The following is an 18,036-nucleotide window of genomic DNA, read 5'->3' on the forward strand; positions in this document are numbered from 1 at the left end:
CGAACTGAATAGAATAACTGTCTGCTGCGATGCCCGGCGGCTTCATGGCGGCCGGGCGACGGGCGATTAAAAGGTTTCCCAGTTGTCGTCGCTGCGTGCCGCAGCGGAACGACCAACGGCTAACGGTGCGTCTGACTGGCGCGTTTTTATCGCCGTTGTCTTGTTAACGGCCTGAGCGACAAATTCTTTACCAATATTGAACACTGAAACCGCTTGTTTGAGATGACTTGCCTGATCTTCGAGCGCGGCAGCCGCCGCAGCGGACTCTTCCACCAGCGAGGCGTTCTGCTGAGTAACGCGATCCATCTCGGTAACGGCCAGGCCCACCTGGTCGATACCACGGCTCTGCTCGTCTGATGCTGAGGCGATTTCACCCATGATGTCGGTGACGCGGGTGACCGCGCTGACGATATTGCTCATGGTGTCACCGGCGCTCTCTACCAGCACCGAACCGGTATTCACACGGCTGACCGAATCCTCAATCAGGCTCTTGATCTCTTTGGCCGCCTGGGCGCTACGCTGCGCCAGGCTGCGCACTTCTCCTGCCACCACCGCGAAGCCTCGCCCCTGTTCACCGGCACGCGCAGCTTCCACTGCGGCGTTCAGCGCCAGGATATTGGTCTGGAAGGCGATACCGTCGATTACGCTGGTGATATCCGCAATTTTTTTGGAGCTGCCGGCAATCTCTTTCATGGTGGTGACCACGCCATCCACCACTTTGCCGCCCTGCTGCGCGGTTTCGGAGGCGGTCAGCGCCAGCTTCGACGCCTGACGGGCGTTTTCGGCATTCTGCTTCACGGTCGCCGTCAGCTCCTCCATGCTGGCCGCCGTCTGCTCCAGCGCGGCAGCCTGCTGCTCAGTGCGTGAAGAGAGGTCGTTGTTGCCGATGGAGATCTCGCTGGCGCCGGTATAGATGGCTTCCGAGCCGTCGCGTACGGTACGCACGGTGCGCACCAGCTCCTGCTGCATATGCTGTAATGAGGTCAGCAGGTCGCCAATTTCATTACGGACGTTAATCTCAACAGGCTGGGTCAGGTCGCCGCGTGCGATGTGCTGGATATGTTCAATACTCTGACGCAGGGGGCGGATCAGCACCGTGCGCATCAGGTTCCAGACCAGGATAATCATCAGCAGCGTAACGGCGAGCGTTGCGATGACGATGGTGATAGAACGGCTGTAAGCCTGCTGGTTAGCTTCCACACCCTGCTGGGCCAGCTCTTTGTTATGCTCCAGCCAGGCGCTGTAATCTTTCTGAAACTTGTCCTGATAGCTCTGGGTCGGTTGATCCACAAACCCTTTGAAGTTGCCGGTGGTGAAGAAAACCATCAGCTCGGCCAGCGCATCGTGATAGGCCTTGTAATTCGCCTGCAGCGTCAGAACGTTTTCGGCTGTTTTGCCCTGCTCTGACAGGTTGTCGTTAAAGATCTGATAGTTTACTTCCGCCTGTTTCAGCTCCTCGCCTGCCAGTGCCACCAGATCTTTTACGCTGGCACCGGAACCTGACATCTGCGCATCCTGCAGAAAACGAATACCGGCGCGGTTCAGGGTGTTGCGCGCCTGAACCAGCGAAACCCATGAAGTGCCCATCGCCTGTTGCAGGGTGTTTAAACGCTGGTTATAAGCAAAATTCTCTTTATCTGAACTGACCGTTTTAAAAAACATACCACCGGAAAAGAGCTGCAGCAGCGCAAAGAGCGCCAGCACACACAGCAGGCCGGTAACAACACGAACTCGACTAAACATAAACACCTCATTGGTTGGCGATTCGTGTTTATTTATCGGCGGCGAGGGGGGGAACTTTATGCACAGCGACGGCTTAACGCCGCCGCTGTGGTGGACGGGGGGAAAATCAGGCGCGGGAAATCCTGAAAACAGAGACCGCCTGGGTCAGTACGCTGGCCTGCTGCTCCAGCGCGGCGGCCGCGGCGGCTGACTCCTCAACCAGCGAGGCGTTCTGCTGCGTCACCCTATCCATCTCGGTGACGGCCTGCCCGACCTGCTCAATACCGCGACTCTGCTCATCGGAGGCAGAGGCAATCTCGCCCATGATGTCAGTCACGCGGGTCACGGCACCCACGATCTCACTCATGGTGCTGCCGGCGCTTTCCACCTGCAGTGAGCCGCTGTTAACGCGGGAGACGGAGTCTTCAATCAGCCCTTTGATCTCTTTGGCCGCCTGGGCGCTGCGCTGCGCGAGGCTGCGCACTTCCCCGGCGACGACGGCAAAACCGCGCCCCTGCTCTCCGGCCCGGGCCGCTTCCACTGCCGCGTTCAGCGCCAGGATGTTGGTCTGGAACGCGATGCCGTCGATCACGCTGATGATGTCGGCGATCTTCTTCGAGCTACCCGCGATCTCTTTCATGGTGGTCACCACGCCATCCACTACTTTGCCGCCCTGCTGCGCGGTTTCAGAGGCGGTCAGCGCCAGCTTCGACGCCTGGCGGGCATTGTCAGCATTCTGCTTCACGGTCGCGGTGAGCTGCTCCATACTGGCTGCGGTCTGCTCCAGCGAGGCGGCCTGCTCTTCGGTGCGGGCAGAGAGGTCATTGTTGCCGGCGGCGATTTCGCTGGCGCCGGTAAAGATGGCATCCGAACCGTCGCGCACGTTGCCCACCGTCATCACCAGCGACTGCTGCATCTCATGGATCCCGGCGGCCAGCTGGCTCATCTCATTGCGTCCTTCCACCACAATCGGCTGCGTCAAATCCCCGGAGGCGATAGTGCGAATCTGCACCAGCAGCTGCTGCAGCGGCTGAATCAGTACCTGACGCAGGCCAAACCAGCAGGTGATAATCACCGCCAGCACGACCACGCCAATGGTGGCCAGCAGCCACATCATCTGCGTAAAGGCTTTCTGATTCTGCGCCATACCCTGATCGGAGAGCGCGGTCTGGCGGGCACGCCACTGGTCATAACTGCCCTGCATGGCGACCTGCTTCTGTTCAATGTTCTCTCTGAACATCCCTTCCAGATCGCGCGCCTGCAGACTCTTTACCATCGCCTTCAGGCCATTCTCGTAGCTGGCGTAGTCGGCTTCCAGCTTATCGCCCAGGGTTTCATCCAGGCCCGGCGTGGTCGGCAGGTGGTAGTAGATCTTAAAGTGGCGATCGGCTTCCACTAACTGTTTCTGTGCTTTCGCGATCAGCTCATCAAGCTGACCGCCGTTCATCTGCGAGGCCATGCTGGTCTGCAAGCGCAGCATGCCGCGGTTGAGTGTGGTACGGCTGTTGTTTAACGAGATATAGGCGTCCGTCATCTCGGTGACATTGCGATTAGAGACCTGCGACAGTGCAAAGGCCGTTTTGTCTTTGTTGAGTGCTGACCAGAAAAGGCTGCCAGAAAGTAACTGGAGTGCGCCAAAGATCACCAGTACCGCGATAAGACTGGTGACCACTTTTATTTTTTTTAACATCTTGTTCCCCTGCAGGTTGATTAAGGTGCAGCGGCTATATCGGCGCAGTTACGCGATTAATTAACGCTTTTCGACGCTTTCCGGTAAGAATGCGCTTTTGTAACTATTTTTATCATTCAGGAGGGCTGAGGTTGCGGAAGCGCCGCAGGCGGGGGCTGCGCATCCCGCAGAATGCGCAGCCTGTTTTCAGAAGGTTTCCCAGTGGGTATCACTGACCGGCGCGGTCAGCGCTTTGCGCGGCGTCTGTGCCGCCGTAGCAGGCGCCGCAATCGGCAGATGTTTCGTCAGGCTCTGCTGCACGGTGTCGCGTTTGATTCTGAACAGGGCGACAGACTGGCTTAACCGGCTGGCCTGATCTTCCAGCGAGGCGGCAGCCGTGGCGGACTCCTCAACCAGTGAGGCGTTCTGCTGGGTCACGCGATCCATCTCGGTGACCGCCTGGCCGACCTGATCGATGCCGCGACTCTGTTCATCTGACGCCGAGGCGATCTCGCCCATGATATCGGTGACGCGTGTAACCGCATTGACGATGTCACTCATGGTTTCGCCTGCGGTGCCGACCAGCTGAGAACCGATATTGACCCGGTTAACAGAGTCATCGATCAGCCCCTTGATCTCTTTGGCTGCCTGCGCACTGCGCTGAGCCAGATTGCGCACCTCGCCCGCGACCACCGCAAAACCGCGCCCCTGTTCACCCGCGCGCGCAGCTTCCACCGCAGCGTTCAGTGCCAGAATATTGGTCTGGAAAGCGATGCCATCGATCACGCTGGTAATGTCGGCAATCTTTTTCGAACTGCCCGCGATGTCACTCATGGTTTTCACCACCCCATTGACCACGCTGCCCCCTTTCTCTGCCGTTTCCGACGCGCTGAGCGCCAGTTTCGACGCCTGACGGGCATTTTCGGCGTTCTGTTTTACCGTGGCCGTGAGCTGCTCCATACTGGCCGCGGTCTGCTCCAGGGAGGCCGCCTGCTGTTCCGTACGGGCAGAAAGATCGTTGTTACCGGCGGCGATTTCACTGGCACCGGTCAAAATCGCATCTGACCCTTCACGCACCTGGGTGACGGTCCGCACCAGAGACTGCTGCATGTCGTGCAGGCTGGCCGCAAGCTGCGCCATCTCGTTGCGCCCCACTACCACAATCGGCTGGGTCAGATCGCCCTGGGCGATGTGCTGAATATGATTGATGCTGCTGTTCAGAGGGGTCAGCACGATGCGGCGCAGTCCGGCCCAGCAGAGCACGATCACCGCAAGCACTGCGGCCATAATGCACGCCAGGACCCACATCATACTGCTGTATGCTTCGCTGTTCTTCTCCACACCCAGCATCGCCAGGCGATTCTGGTCGGCACGCCATTCGCGGTAAAGCGTCAGGAAGGCGCTCTGGCTGGGGGCGACCGGGATTTTTCCGGCAGCCGCCAGATCGCTGGCCTGCAGCGCGTTTTGCATGCTGTTCAGTGCGGCAGCATAGTCGTTAAAACGCTGGTCGAGCTGACGGTTAAGCTGCGGGTCCGATCCCGGTGTATCCGGCGTGGATTTATAATCTTTGTAGTAGCCGTCAGCCGCCTGCAGAAAACCTTTGCTCTCCCCGAAGAGACCGGCCACGTCCGCCGTTTTTCCCTCCAGTTTGCTGGTCGCGAAGCGCAGCTGAATGCGGGTCAGCAGCACACGACTCTGGTTAAGGCTCATATAGGCATCATTGAGCGACTGCGTGTTTTGCGTTGCCAGCTGCGAGACAGCGAAGCTCTCTTTATCGTGGCTTAACGCCGAATAGAAAACAGAACCGGACAAGGCCTGCAGCAGCCCAAAGACCAGCAACACCAGAAACAGGCTGGTGACAACACGGATTTTCGTTAACATAATTAACCCTGACAAAAGTAGGTGATTAAGGGGTGACGCAAAGGTTATCGGCAGCAGCGGGCGGGAAATTAGGATCAGATCGTGCTGAGATGATGATTTTAAAAGGATTTATTGCGAGATGAAACTATCACGGGCCGGTTATGACCGGCCCGTTATGCGGGAATTACGCGCTACGCAGGTTATCGACCAGCGCCATCTCGTCGCTGCTCAGCAGCTTCTCGATGTCGACCAGAATCAGCATACGTTCACCCAGCGCACCCAGACCCGTCAGGTACTCGGTGGACATGGTGACAGCGAACTCCGGCGAAGGACGGATCTGATCCTGGGTCAGAGAGAGCACATCTGACACACCATCAACCACGATACCGACCACACGGCTTTCCAGATTCAGCACGATTACCACGGTGTTCTCATTGTACTCCACATCGGGCTGCGCAAATTTCACGCGCAGGTCGATAATCGGCACGATCACACCGCGCAGGTTCGTGACGCCGCGGATGAAATCAGGGGTATTCGCGATGCGCGTGACCTGATCGTAGCCGCGAATTTCCTGAACCTTGAGGATATCGATGCCGTACTCTTCGTCGCCGAGTGTGAAGACCAGAAACTCCTGACCCACAGTTTCGTCAGCGATTTTTGTCACGGTTGCCATTCCATTCATAATATTTACCCTTTCGTTATCAATCAGGCGGCAGCGCCGGCCACACGTTTTTCACGGTTAAGTGACTGCAGTGCTGAAACATCAACAATCAGCGCCACGCTACCATCACCCAGAATGGTTGCTGCTGAGATGCCCGGCACCTTGCGATAGTTACTTTCCAGGTTCTTCACTACCACCTGATGCTGACCAATCAGCTGATCGACCAGCAGCGCGTAGCGTTTGCCCGCGCTCTGCAGGATCACCACAATGCCCTGTGTGGCTTCGGTTTTCGCGCCCTGCACATCAAAGACGTTCCACAGCTCGACCAGCGGCAGATATTCGCCACGCACTTCCAGCACGCACTCGCCACCGGCCAGCGGTTTCAGCTCTTCGGCGCGCGGTTGCAGCGATTCCATCACCGCATTCAGCGGCAGGATAAAGACTTCATCAGCTACCCGGACGGACATACCATCCAGGATCGCCAGCGTCAGCGGCAGCAGGATACGGATGGTGGTGCCTTTGCCCTGCTTCGAGGCGATTTCGACGTGACCGCCCATCTCCTGAATGTTTCGTTTCACCACGTCCATCCCGACGCCGCGCCCTGACACATCCGTCACCTGTTCGGCGGTGGAGAAGCCCGGCGCGAAGATCAGCATGCCGACCTCTTCGTCGCTCATATTTTCATGGACCGGCAGGCCGGAAGAGAGCGCCTTGGCCAGAATACGTTCACGGTTCAGACCTGCACCATCGTCTGAGACTTCGATGCAGATGTTGCCGCCCTGATGTTCCGCAGAGAGCGTCAGATTACCGGTTGCCGTTTTACCGGTTGCCAGACGTTTCTCCGGCGTTTCGATGCCGTGGTCAAGGCTGTTACGCACCAGATGCGTTAACGGATCGATGATGCGCTCAATCAGGCTCTTGTCGAGTTCGGTTGAGCTGCCCAGCAGCGTCAGTTCGACCTCTTTGCCCAGTTTGCTGGCCAGGTCACGCACCAGACGCGGGAAGCGGCTGAAGACATATTCCATCGGCATCATACGAATCGACATGACCGATTCCTGCAGGTCGCGGGCGTTACGCTCCAGCTGACCCATGCTGTTCAGCAGGTCGCCATGCGCCACCGGATCCAGTTCACCGGAACGCTGAGCGAGCATTGACTGGGTAATCACCAGTTCGCCTACCAGGTTGATCAGCTGATCGACCTTCTCGACCGCCACACGGATACTGGTGGATTCGCTCGATTTGGCTGGCGCCGCAGCGCGCTTGCTCTCCCGCTTCACCGCTGCCACCGGCAGTTCGGTGACGCTGGCGGTATGGACCTCTTCAACCTGGGGTGCAGCGGCCAGCGCCACCGGAGCGGCTGTGGCATTGTCGGCTTCAGGGAAGCGGATCTGCGCTTCGTCGATAACGAAACAGAGCACGGCGACGATGTCATCTTTACCCACGCCATCGATGCAGACATCCAGCGTGCTGGTGCCCTTCTTCACGTCGGTCAGGGTGCCAAGATTGCTCATCTCTTCCAGCATCAGATCGACCTCTTTCTCTTTGAGATCGATCAGCTGAACACGCAGGCCGCCGGTGCTGGCCGCGCCTGCGCTCACCGGTTCAGCAGTGGCCGCGACAGCAGGGGCAGGCACGTCAACCGGCAGACCTTTTGCCTCCAGCGCCAGCTGGCGCAGTGCTTCACAGATATATTTGAAGCTCTCCGCGTTAGGCTCCTGCGCGGTTTTATAAGCATCGAGCTGTTCCTGCATAATATCTTTGGTTTCCAAAAACAGGTTGATGATGTCGGTGCTGAGCTGCATCTCGCCGCGACGAGCACCATCCAGAATGTTTTCCAGGATATGAGTCGTTTCCTGTAATACCGTAAAACCAAAGGTTCCGGCCCCACCCTTGATGGAGTGAGCGGCACGGAAGATGGCGTTGAGCTGCTCCGAATCTGGCTCCTGTGGGTCAAGACCCAGCAGGTGTTGTTCCATATCCGCTAATAGCTCATCGGCTTCATCAAAAAACGTCTGGTAAAAATCGCTGATGTCCATACTCACGGGAATCACCTCGGTTGTGAGGGGGCTGCTGTATTCACCGCGCTGCCTGGTGTTGCCAGCGGTGCGCGAATCTGTTCAATCGCCGCCGGATCGCTGATCTGGACGGCATCACTTTCTGCATTTTCTTTTTCTATTGCTGCTTCGGTGTCGTGGTTCAACACCAGCAGGCTGATGCGGCGGTTTACTGCGTCATTCCCGCCGCGATTTTTCAGGCGCATGGTGTCGGCCATGCCTAACACCCGTAAAACTTTGCCGCTATCCAGACCGCCCATCACTAGTTCCCGGCGGGAGGCGTTGGCGCGGTCGGCCGACAGTTCCCAGTTGCTGTAGCCTTTTTCGCCGCTGGCATACTGAAAATCGTCGGTATGTCCGGCCAGGCTGATGCGGTTAGGAATGTCATTCAGAATCGGCGCTATCGCGCGCAGAATGTCGCGCATGTAGGGCTCAACCTCGGCCCGGCCGGTCTTGAACATCGGGCGGTTCTGACTGTCGATAATCTGAATACGCAGCCCCTCTTCCACCATGTTGATAATCAGATGCGGACGCAGCGTTTTCAGGCGCGGGTCGGCTTCAATCATCTGGTCCAGCTTTTCACGCAGCCGGTTAAGTCGAATCTCATCCAGCTGACGTTTCTGGGCATCCATATCGACAGCCTTTTTTACTTCGCCCTCTTTTTTCGTCGGATCGTCACCGCCACCCGGAATGGGGCTTTCGCTGTCACTGCTGCGCGCCCCGCCGGTAATCGCCACCTTCAGCGGCGTTTTGAAATACTCTGCGATCTGCACCAGCTGCTGCGGGTTGGCGATCGACAGCAGCCACATCACCATAAAAAAGGCCATCATCGCCGTCATAAAGTCGGCGTAGGCAATCTTCCACGATCCGTGGCTGCCTTCATGACCTTTATGTTTGCGCTTTTTGATCAGCACAATTGGGCGATTGCCGTGTTTCATGAAGTCTCGTCCGAAGTTTGTTTAGCCGGGTTCTTGGCGTTACGCACATGCTCTTCCAGTTCGCTGAACGACGGGCGCTCGGCGGAGTAAAGCGTTTTACGACCAAATTCCACCGCAATCTGTGGCGCATACCCGTTGAGGCTCGACAGCAGAGTCACCTTGATGCACTGCATCATCTTGGTGGTTTCCGCACACTTCTGGCGCAGCACCGACGACAGTGGCGAGATAAAGCCATAAGCCAGCAGGATCCCCAGGAAGGTGCCCACCATCGCGTGGGCCACCAGCGCACCCAGCTCTGCCGCCGGACGGTCAGCTGAGGCCAGCGCGTGCACAACCCCCATCACCGCGGCCACGATACCGAAAGCCGGCAGACCGTCACCCACCGCAGCAATACTTTGCGCTGGTACGTCACACTCGTGTTCGTAGGTCTCGATCTCTTCATCCATCAACGCTTCGATCTCAAAGGCGTTCATGTTGCCGCTCACCATCAGGCGTAAATAGTCAGTAATAAAATCCACTAACTGTTTATCGGCAAGAATACGGGGATAATTAGCAAAAATTTCGCTCTGGCTGGGATCTTCAATATCGCGTTCCAGCGATAACATCCCCTGCTGACGCGACTTTGCCATCAGGCGATATAGCAGCGCCATCAGATCCATGTAAACCGCTTTGTTGTATTTTGACCCGCGAAATAATAAAGGCAGCGCCTTCATCGTTTTTTTAATCGACTTACCGTTGTTGCCGACTAAAAAAGCACCGGCACCGGCGCCCCCGATCATTAATAATTCGGCCGGCTGATAAAGCGCGCCCAGATGGCCACCTACCAGCGCGTATCCGCCTAACACGGAGCCTAAAACAACCAGGTAACCTATAATTATCAGCACAAAAATTCCTTACGTCCGAAACGTGTTGGTGGAAGTGACGCCAGCGCCGCAGCTGTTATTACTGAACCGCAAGCAAAAAAAAGCAGCGGTATTAACCGCTGCTGGATGACTTCCACAATGCGAACAAACTTAAACGGCGTGTTTAACCTGTTCATCCAGCAGTTGTGGAAACATATCGGCAGGTTCTGCAGAAAGTTTACGTCTTTTTACGGCGCGTGATGGCGGCTGGCACAGGCTGCAGGTGAAGCTGCCAACTGGCTGATGCGCATGGTTAATAAAGCTGCCATTGCAGCACTTGCAATCCGCCAGCTCCAGCATGCCGCTTTCAACGAATCGGACCAGGGTCCAGGCGCGGGTCAGCGCCAACAGCGGGCCCTCGTCCGATTGCGGACATTGTTCAAGATATAACCGGTAGGCTTTGATCACAGCATCGACGCCGCTGCACAGTCCGGTTTTCAGCAAAAATTTCCACGCGTTGCAGAAAATCGAGGCGTGAATATTCTGCTCCCAGGTCATGAACCAGTCAGTCGAGAACGGCAGCATACCTTTTGGTGGCGGGCTGCCACGCAGCTCTTTATAAAGCTTAATTAATCGGCCACGGCTCAGCTGGGTTTCGCTCTCTAACATCTGCAGGCGCGCACCTAAGGTGATCAGTTCCATCGCCAGCTGAATATCACGGGCTTCCTGAACAATACTTTTTTCACTCATGACATCGCTCTCTTTTTAGCAGGCAGATCATCTTTAGACGCATTACGCAGTAAACCACTCGATAATAAAATACCGGTGTGGATTTGTTGTAAATCATCCACGCGCGATTCCTGTGTCAGACGATTGATCGCTGTGCTGTCGGTAAAACGGAACTGACAAACCAGTTGATTGGTTTCCGCCATTTTTACCATCTCAGGCAATGTTAATTCAGATAAGGCATTCGCCATTTTCTCATCGATTCCGAGGCGAAACATCGCAGAGGCTTTATCCTGGTTAATTAAACGCTGCGCGAGCAGTAAATAAGACAAGTTGAGGTCGTAAATATGTTTCAGTACTTCAGAGGTGCCCATTTTTTTCCATCCTGAGAGATGAGACGTAACTGTATCGCAGAAAATTATCTGCGGTTCGAGCTGCTGTTTATTAAATCAAAAGATGGCAAAGAAACCTTCAGCTAACCTTAATGCCATGCTTTCTGCCTTCTGTTTTTTGTGGGTTTCAGACCCACCGAAGGTCAAAAATCCATGCCATTTTATTTTCGAGTTCTGGTCACCTTCCGTGATGTCTTCTTACGTTTTTTAGGACTAATCCGAAAACAACGCAAATCTATATCGTCTGTTTTCGACATACAACGACAGCCAGATGAAATTTTAGATAAAGTGTGACGTAGATCACACTTTTAAGGCAAATTTCTTCAGCAACCCTTTACCATCGCTAACCTTCTGGTCAAATTCTGAGCAAAAATTTGCGTTTTTAAGTCCAATTTGTCCTGAGAAAGGTTTAATAGGGGGTAAATACAGCGTTATTCGACGCTTTAAACATGATGAAATGGATATCAGGTGTTAATCGTTTTATCACCCTATTTAGAACCAACTAATAAGAGATTGTCAGCATTTTATGCTGCACAGGGAGGTCGGTATTTACTGTTAAATTAGTCACTTAAAGGAAGTGTCGCGGAGCGTGAGTAATGAAAGCGTTAAGGTTTTAGCGGCAGTGTGGGGGGTTTCAGACAACCTGTTGTTAACAATTGCAGCAGAACGTTAAGGCTCCGGCAGCCTGTGTAACAAGGGTTTATATAAGAAATATGAATGAATTAACAACAAGTTATGCTTCGCCTCTGTCTCTATCGGCAGCCTGGCGAAAAACTTGAGTAAAAAAGCTAAAGAAAGTGACCAGCCACGGGCGACAGGGGCTTGCAGCGATCCCTGCAGGAATCGGGCCACTCTGTGCCGCGCGTCACGGACGCAGTAAGGAACAGGGCGCTGGCAATGTGAAACAAAAAAGGGGGCGTGGGGCGAGAAAAGCAAACGGCAGCGGTATCACAGGATACCGCTGCCGCTGTCAGCCTAATCAGGCGAGTTTCGGGAAGGTCGCAACTTTGTTGGCGGTGTTATGATCCACACTGCGCGGATCGATGCGTTCCAGGTCTTTCAGGAAGCTCTCACGCCAGGCGGTAATGTCGTTCTTACGTAAAACGGCCATCATGTCGTTATAGCGGGAGATCCTTTCCGTACGCGGCATGGTGATCGCCTTATCCAGCGCAGCGGCCACCTCATCGCGGTCATAAGGATTGACGATTAACGCAGAGGTCAGCTCGTTGGCCGCACCGGCAAAGCGCGACAGCACCAGCACACCCGGATCGTCCGGGTCCTGCGCCGCCACATACTCTTTTGCCACCAGGTTCATACCGTCACGCAGCGGCGTGACCAGACCCACATCGGTCAGGCGGAAGATCTTCATCAGCAGGCGACGGTCAAAATGCTGGTTAAGGTAGTAGAGCGGGGTCCAGCCCAGCGTACCGTACTTACCATTGATGCGCCCTGCCTCGGTCTCCAGCTGATGACGGATATCCTGGTAGGCCTGCACATCTCCGCGTGAAGTCGGTGCAATCTGCGAGTAGCGGATTTTGCCACGGTGCTCCGGGTAGTTTTCCAGCAGGGCTTCATAGGCAAGAAAACGTTCCGGCAGACCTTTGGAGTAGTCGAGGCGTTCGCAGGCGATAATATTGCGCGCATCACCCAGCTCTTTTTTCATTGCGGCCATTTTTGGCGGCAGCGGTCCTTCGGCCATCTCTTTAATACTGTCTGGCTCGATCCCGATCGGATAAACCTCAGTCATAAAGGTATTGCCAAAGGCGCGATGTTTTTTGTCGCCTTTGTTCTGCAACTGCGTCAGCTGGCTGACACTGTCCAGGAAGGCCACGCGATCCGATTCCGTCTGGAAGCCCAGCAGGTCATATTCACACAGCATCTCCAGCAGCTCTTTATGCGGCGGCAGCGCGTTGAATATTTCCGGGGTCGGGAAAGGAATGTGCAGGAAGAAACCGATACGGTTATTAATGCCTGCCCGACGCAGCGCGGCAGCGAAGGGTAAAAAGTGATAATCGTGGATCCAGACAATATCATCCGGCTTAATCAGCGGCTTTAAACGCTGCGCCACCGCGTCATTGACGTCACAGTAGCCTTCCCAGGCTTCACGCTGGAACTGCACCAGATCGAGACGATAGTGGAAAGCGGGCCAGATGACCGTATTCGAAAACTGGCAATAATAGAGATCGTAATCGTTCTGGCTCAGCGGGAAGGAGGCATATTCGATACCTTCGTGCTCCTGGACTTTGACCTCTTCCTCTTCTTCGCCAGAGAACTCGCTGATTTCGCCGTTCCAGCCAAACCACAACCCACCAGTGCTTTTCAGTGCATCGAGAATGCCGACGGCCAGGCCGCCTGCGCTGGTTTTAGACCCATCTGGCATGGCGACACGGTTAGATACAACCACTAAACGACTCATAACCTAAACTCCTTACCGACGTTGTCTTGTTCTGATAGTAATAATGTTTTTTCCAGCCAGCCGTAAACCGCATTGACATCCTTCAGCCGGTAGTGCGCCTGCGTGGCACCCTCACCCACTTTGATGGAGATGCCCTGCCGGGCGTTCACGGCGGCAAAGCCCTTCTCATCTGTCAGATCGTCGCCGATGAAAACCGGCGTCCGTCCGGCAAACGGGGGCTGCTGCATAAAGTCGCTGATGGCAGCGCCTTTATCGATACCTTGCGGTTTAATCTCGACCACACATTTTCCCGGCTGGAGCGCCAGCCCCGGAAAACGTTTTACGGACTGTTCAGCCAGTCGCAGCACATCCTGTTCATGCTGCATCGCCTGGCGATAGTGAAGAGCAAAGGCCATGCCCTTAACTTCCAGCTGGGTGCCCGGCCAGGCGGCCATCGCATCCTGCAGTTCTGTCCTGAGTGCCTGCTCGACCTCAACGGGCAGGCTGATGCGCTGCAGCTGCCCTTCCGCATTACGGCGTTCAGCGCCGTGCACGCCCGCCGCCGGCCCCTGCCATGGCGCGGCCAGCGCATCGAGTTGTGTAATGGGTCTGCCGGAAACCAGCGCAAGTGCGCCCTGCGCATGGGCAGAAAGTTGCTGGAGTTGGGCGATAACCTGCTCAGGAATAAAGACCGCTTCGGGACGGGACTGAATTGCTGCCAGCGTTCCATCGACATCAAAAAAGAAGGCGTACTCTCCGCCCGCTAATGTCGGGTAACTGGGATGGGGGTCTGCCACCTGGTTCACGTCACTTCTCCTGAAATCGTATTAAATAAATCATTGAGTTAAAACAAGAATGTCCTGACGCAGTCAGGTCAGCAAGCGGGAAATTCTGAAAGGCGGTGATTGAGGGGTAAAACGTGGTACTTGGATAGATCACTCTCCTCAAACGTGCAAACGCGTTGCTGACAATACTGGCTAACTGAGAACACCTTTGCATTAAGTGTAGTCATTGACAGGGGTTACGCCAGAAATATGCAGTTTTTATGCCAGCCGCTGCGGTTAAATAAGCAGAAAATCGCTCCGTCAGCATGCGCTCTTTCAGAGGATGCCGCCGGTTCCGGTCCGCCAATGGCTGGAGTTCATTCTGTGCAGCGGGCTGTCCAGCAGGCCGCGCTCAATCCTTAAGGCTCTTAAGGTATTCCTAATATTGAAAGCGCACTCTCATGACACTTTTATTATTCTGGTTTCTGCTCACATGGCGTTTACCCTTAAAAGGCCGCTGATTAGCCGCCTCAGCTTGCTGATCGTCGCTGCGATCTACATCGCAGTATGTCTGAACATCGCCTATTACCGGCAGGTGCTGGCGGTGATGCCGCTGGATAGCCTTCGCACCACGCTGGTATTTTTATCGATGCCGCTGGTCGCCTTCAGCGTCATCAATATCGTGCTTACCCTGGCCTCATTTCTCTGGCTGGACAGGCTGCTGGCCGCCCTGTTTATCCTGGTCTCCGCCTCGGCGCAGTTCTTTATTCAGACCTATCACATCGTGATCGATCGCTCGATGATCACCAATATGATGGATACCACGGCGTCAGAAACCTTTGCACTCATCACGCCGCAGCTGATTTTTACGCTGCTGACCTCTGGCGTGCTGATGGCCCTGCTGGTGTTCTGGCCACGGGTGAAACGGCAGCAGTGGCGCGGGATGCTGGTACGCCTGCTCAGCGTGGTACTTTCGGCTGCGCTGATCGTGCTGGTCGCCCTGCTCTTCTACAAAGATTACGCCTCGCTGTTCCGCAACAACCGTGAACTGGTAAAAGCACTGAGTCCGTCGAACAGCATCGCCGCGACGCTCTCCTGGTATAAGCATCAGGAGTTGCAGAACGTACCGCTGGTGCGCATCGGTGAAGATGCGCATCTGCTGCCCGATCACAGCACAGGTAAACCTCAGCTCACCATTCTGGTGCTGGGCGAGACCTCGCGCGCGCAGAACTTCTCGCTGGGCGGTTATGCGCGGCTGACCAACCCTCTGCTGGCGAAAGATGATGTGATCTACTTCCCGCACACCACCTCCTGCGGCACGGCGACCGCAGTGTCGGTGCCCTGCATGTTCTCCAACATGCCGCGCGCCCACTACGACGATGTGCTGGCCGCCCATCAGGAGGGGCTGCTGGATGTGATTCAGCGTGCCGGGATCCGCGTGTTGTGGAATGAGAATGACGGGGGCTGTAAAGGCGCCTGCGATCGGGTTCCGCATCAGGATATGACCAGCCTGAATCTGCCCGGCATGTGTATCGATGGCGAATGCTATGACGATGTCCTGTTCCACGGTCTGGAGACGTACATCAGCCAGCTGAAGGGCAACGCGGTGATTGTGCTGCACACGATTGGCAGCCACGGGCCGACTTACAGCCATCGCTATCCGCCGCAGCTGCGTCAGTTTGCCCCGACCTGTGACACCAATCAGATTCAGGATTGCTCGCAGCAGCAGCTCATCAACACCTATGACAATACGATATTAAACGTGGATCACATTGTTGATAAGGCCATCGGCATCCTGCGTGCGCATCAGGATCGCTTTACCACCAGCCTGGTCTATCTTTCTGATCACGGGGAATCGCTGGGCGAAAATGGTGCCTATCTGCATGGCCTGCCCTACGCTATCGCCCCGGACACGCAGAAACATGTCCCGCTGCTGCTCTGGCTGTCACAGGATTATCAGCAACGTTTCGCGGTTAACCGCAGCTGTCTGAACAAACTGGCCGCGACAGACGATTTCTCTCAGGATAATCTGTTTTCCACTCTGCTGGGATTAACCGGCACCGCAACCCACGAATATGTGCCTGCGGATGATATTTTGACATCGTGTCGGAGCCAACCTTAATGAAGATACTGATTGTTGAAGATGACGCCCTGCTGCTGCAGGGGTTGATGCTGGCGCTGGAAGGTGAAGGCTATGTCTGCGACGGCGTGTCGCGGGTGCGCGATGCCGAGGCGCACTTTGCCAGCGGCCTCTACAGTCTGGTGGTGCTGGATCTGGGTCTGCCCGACGAAGATGGGCTCCATTTCCTGATCCGTCTGCGGCGGCAGAAGAAGATGACGCCGGTGCTGATCCTGACCGCGCGCGACACCATCAGTGAGCGCATCGCCGGACTTGACGCAGGCGCTGACGACTATCTGATTAAACCGTTTTCGCTGGATGAACTGCTGGCGCGGATCCGCGCCCTGATCCGTCGTAACGTCAATCAGGGTGACACTCAGGTGAGAGTGGGCGCACTGGCGCTGGATATGACGCATCGTCAGATCTCGCTCAGCGATGTGTTACTGGACCTGACGCCTAAAGAGTTCGCGATTCTGTCACGCCTGATGCTCAAGGCCGGCAATCCGGTGCACCGCGAAATTCTCTATCAGGATATCTACAACTGGGAAACTGAGCCTTCGACCAATACCCTGGAAGTGCATATCCATAATCTGCGCGACAAGATTGGCAAAAGCGCCATCCGCACCGTGCGCGGCTTTGGTTATGCGCTGGTCACGCAGGATGCGCTTCGTGAGGCAACATGATAAGACGTTTCGATCATCGCAGTATGCGCTTTCGCCTTATTCTGACCATTGGCCTGATCCTGCTGGTGTTCCAGGTGATCAGCGTGGTCTGGCTCTGGCACGAGAGTAAAGAGCAGATTCAGTTTCTGGTGGAAGCGCATCTGCAGAAGCGCAATATGGACAGTAACGTCGAGCGCGAAGTCCGCGAAGCCGTGGCCAGCCTGGCGGTGCCGAGTCTGGTGATGATCACCCTGACCCTGCTGCTCTGCTATCAGGCGGTGAAATGGATCACCCGGCCGCTTTATCGCCTGCAGAGAGAACTGGAAAGCCGCAGCGAAGAGAATCTCGACCCGGTGGCCTGCCACAGCCAGGTACAGGAGATCGATGCGGTGACGCAGGCGATCAATCAGCTGGTGGCCCGTCTCAACAGCAGCCTGGAGCGCGAGCGCCTCTTTACCGCCGATGTGGCGCATGAGTTACGCACCCCGCTGGCCGGTCTGCGCCTGCATCTGGAGTTAATCGAACGTCACAGCGATGTCAAAGTTCAGCCGCTGGTTCAGCGACTGGATCAGATGACCCACAGCGTGTCACAGCTGCTGAGTCTGGCGCGCGCCGGACAGTCATTTACCTCCGGCACCTATCAGAACGTGGGGCTGATTGAAGATGTGATTCTGCCGATGGAGGCGGAGCTGAGCATCATGCTGGAGGCGCATCAGCAGACGCTGCTGCTCGATCTGCCGCAGGAGCATTTTGTACGGGGTGATGCGACGCTGCTGAAGATGCTGCTGCGGAATCTGGTGGAGAATGCCCATCGCTACAGCCCGGAGAACAGCACCATCAGTGTGCATCTGCTCGCGTCACCGCAGCCGATGATGGTGGTGGAAGATCAGGGACCGGGGATCGATGAGAGTAAAAGTGGCGAACTGAGCAAAGCTTTTATCCGGATGGATAGCCGCTATGGCGGGATAGGTCTCGGGCTGAGCATCGTCAGCCGCATCGTCCAGTTACACCGGTTTAAGTTTTTCCTGGAGAACCGTCGCGATCAAAGCGGCTGTCGGGCCGTGGTCCGGTTTTAGGCGCTGAACCAGGCCGAGAGAAACAGAACGACCGTCGCGGCGGCAATCAGCAGTGCAGCATATTCGCTGACCGGACGCGGGGTGGTAACAGGCAGGTCAGCAGAGACAGTTTTCATGGCATCCTCCTCAGTTGGAGCAGGCAGTATCGCGACTGCA

General features: G+C 55.8%; 14 protein-coding genes. 3 read left to right on the forward strand and 11 right to left on the reverse strand.

The features are described from left to right. Nucleotides 1–66: 66 nt before the first annotated feature. The 11 genes from AB1748_RS12570 to otsB all read right to left on the reverse strand — a co-directional run bounded on the left by AB1748_RS12570 (nt 67) and on the right by otsB (nt 14,065). Nucleotides 67–1,743, reverse strand: a complete 1,677-nt coding sequence (locus AB1748_RS12570) for a methyl-accepting chemotaxis protein (protein ID WP_293771351.1) — start codon at nt 1,741–1,743, stop codon at nt 67–69. Nucleotides 1,744–1,849: 106 nt separating this feature from the next. Continuing rightward, on the reverse strand, nt 1,850–3,412 hold the full coding sequence (locus tag AB1748_RS12575) for a methyl-accepting chemotaxis protein (protein ID WP_111142240.1): 1,563 nt from the start codon (nt 3,410–3,412) through the stop codon (nt 1,850–1,852). Nucleotides 3,413–3,598: 186 nt separating this feature from the next. Further along, a complete protein-coding gene (locus AB1748_RS12580; RefSeq protein WP_293771356.1) occupies nt 3,599–5,272 on the reverse strand; it encodes a methyl-accepting chemotaxis protein in 1,674 nt (557 codons plus the stop codon). A 163-nt stretch (nt 5,273–5,435) separates the two neighbouring features. Beyond that, nucleotides 5,436–5,933 (reverse strand): chemotaxis protein CheW, encoded by a 498-nt coding sequence (gene cheW / locus AB1748_RS12585; RefSeq protein ID WP_111141558.1) that lies wholly within the window; start codon nt 5,931–5,933, stop codon nt 5,436–5,438. Between the two features lie 23 nt (nt 5,934–5,956). Continuing rightward, the gene (gene cheA, locus AB1748_RS12590; protein ID WP_199560036.1) at nt 5,957–7,948 is read right to left on the reverse strand and encodes a chemotaxis protein CheA; all 1,992 of its coding nucleotides are present in this window, start codon (nt 7,946–7,948) and stop codon (nt 5,957–5,959) included. Between the two features lie 11 nt (nt 7,949–7,959). Beyond that, nucleotides 7,960–8,904 carry a flagellar motor protein MotB gene (motB, locus tag AB1748_RS12595; RefSeq protein WP_111141560.1) on the reverse strand — a complete coding sequence of 315 codons (945 nt, stop codon included), beginning with the start codon at nt 8,902–8,904 and terminating at the stop codon, nt 7,960–7,962. Continuing rightward, nucleotides 8,901–9,788: a flagellar motor stator protein MotA gene (motA, locus tag AB1748_RS12600; RefSeq protein WP_111141562.1), complete on the reverse strand. Its 888-nt coding sequence runs from the start codon at nt 9,786–9,788 to the stop codon at nt 8,901–8,903. Before motA ends, motB begins: the two co-directional genes overlap by 4 nt. Before the next feature lie 129 nt (nt 9,789–9,917). After that, nucleotides 9,918–10,496 carry a flagellar transcriptional regulator FlhC gene (gene flhC, locus AB1748_RS12605; protein ID WP_111141564.1) on the reverse strand — a complete coding sequence of 193 codons (579 nt, stop codon included), beginning with the start codon at nt 10,494–10,496 and terminating at the stop codon, nt 9,918–9,920. Beyond that, nucleotides 10,493–10,846 (reverse strand): flagellar transcriptional regulator FlhD, encoded by a 354-nt coding sequence (flhD, locus tag AB1748_RS12610; protein ID WP_111141566.1) that lies wholly within the window; start codon nt 10,844–10,846, stop codon nt 10,493–10,495. The genes flhC and flhD overlap by 4 nt, the downstream gene beginning before the upstream one ends. A 997-nt stretch (nt 10,847–11,843) precedes the next feature. Next, a complete protein-coding gene (gene otsA, locus AB1748_RS12615) occupies nt 11,844–13,280 on the reverse strand; it encodes an alpha,alpha-trehalose-phosphate synthase (RefSeq protein ID WP_111141568.1) in 1,437 nt (478 codons plus the stop codon). Next, nucleotides 13,277–14,065, reverse strand: a complete 789-nt coding sequence (gene otsB, locus AB1748_RS12620) for a trehalose-phosphatase (protein ID WP_111141570.1) — start codon at nt 14,063–14,065, stop codon at nt 13,277–13,279. Before otsB ends, otsA begins: the two co-directional genes overlap by 4 nt. Before the next feature lie 451 nt (nt 14,066–14,516). Here otsB and eptA point away from each other — a divergent pair, with 451 nt between their 5' ends. Genes eptA through pmrB form a run of 3 tightly spaced genes read left to right on the forward strand, consistent with a single transcriptional unit; the run spans nt 14,517 to nt 17,880 of the window. Then, complete coding sequence (eptA, locus tag AB1748_RS12625; protein WP_111141580.1) at nt 14,517–16,145, forward strand: phosphoethanolamine transferase EptA; 1,629 nt, start codon at nt 14,517–14,519, stop codon at nt 16,143–16,145. Beyond that, nucleotides 16,145–16,825 carry a two-component system response regulator PmrA gene (pmrA, locus tag AB1748_RS12630; protein WP_111141572.1) on the forward strand — a complete coding sequence of 227 codons (681 nt, stop codon included), beginning with the start codon at nt 16,145–16,147 and terminating at the stop codon, nt 16,823–16,825. The genes eptA and pmrA overlap by 1 nt, the downstream gene beginning before the upstream one ends. Then, the gene (gene pmrB, locus AB1748_RS12635) at nt 16,822–17,880 is read left to right on the forward strand and encodes a two-component system sensor histidine kinase PmrB (protein ID WP_367395560.1); all 1,059 of its coding nucleotides are present in this window, start codon (nt 16,822–16,824) and stop codon (nt 17,878–17,880) included. Before pmrA ends, pmrB begins: the two co-directional genes overlap by 4 nt. Nucleotides 17,881–18,036: the final 156 nt, after the last annotated feature.

This window comes from Pantoea sp. Ep11b, assembly GCF_040783975.1.
Taxonomy (GTDB): domain Bacteria; phylum Pseudomonadota; class Gammaproteobacteria; order Enterobacterales; family Enterobacteriaceae; genus Pantoea.

Coding starts and splice junctions, on each gene's coding strand:
- AB1748_RS12570 (WP_293771351.1), bottom strand. CDS start 1,743: ATGTTTAGTCGAGTTCGTGTTGTTACCGGCCTGCTGTGTGTGCTGGCG.
- AB1748_RS12575 (WP_111142240.1), bottom strand. CDS start 3,412: ATGTTAAAAAAAATAAAAGTGGTCACCAGTCTTATCGCGGTACTGGTG.
- AB1748_RS12580 (WP_293771356.1), bottom strand. CDS start 5,272: ATGTTAACGAAAATCCGTGTTGTCACCAGCCTGTTTCTGGTGTTGCTG.
- cheW (WP_111141558.1), bottom strand. CDS start 5,933: ATGAATGGAATGGCAACCGTGACAAAAATCGCTGACGAAACTGTGGGT.
- cheA (WP_199560036.1), bottom strand. CDS start 7,948: ATGGACATCAGCGATTTTTACCAGACGTTTTTTGATGAAGCCGATGAG.
- motB (WP_111141560.1), bottom strand. CDS start 8,904: ATGAAACACGGCAATCGCCCAATTGTGCTGATCAAAAAGCGCAAACAT.
- flhC (WP_111141564.1), bottom strand. CDS start 10,496: ATGAGTGAAAAAAGTATTGTTCAGGAAGCCCGTGATATTCAGCTGGCG.
- flhD (WP_111141566.1), bottom strand. CDS start 10,846: ATGGGCACCTCTGAAGTACTGAAACATATTTACGACCTCAACTTGTCT.
- otsA (WP_111141568.1), bottom strand. CDS start 13,280: ATGAGTCGTTTAGTGGTTGTATCTAACCGTGTCGCCATGCCAGATGGG.
- eptA (WP_111141580.1), top strand. CDS start 14,517: ATGGCGTTTACCCTTAAAAGGCCGCTGATTAGCCGCCTCAGCTTGCTG.
- pmrA (WP_111141572.1), top strand. CDS start 16,145: ATGAAGATACTGATTGTTGAAGATGACGCCCTGCTGCTGCAGGGGTTG.
- pmrB (WP_367395560.1), top strand. CDS start 16,822: ATGATAAGACGTTTCGATCATCGCAGTATGCGCTTTCGCCTTATTCTG.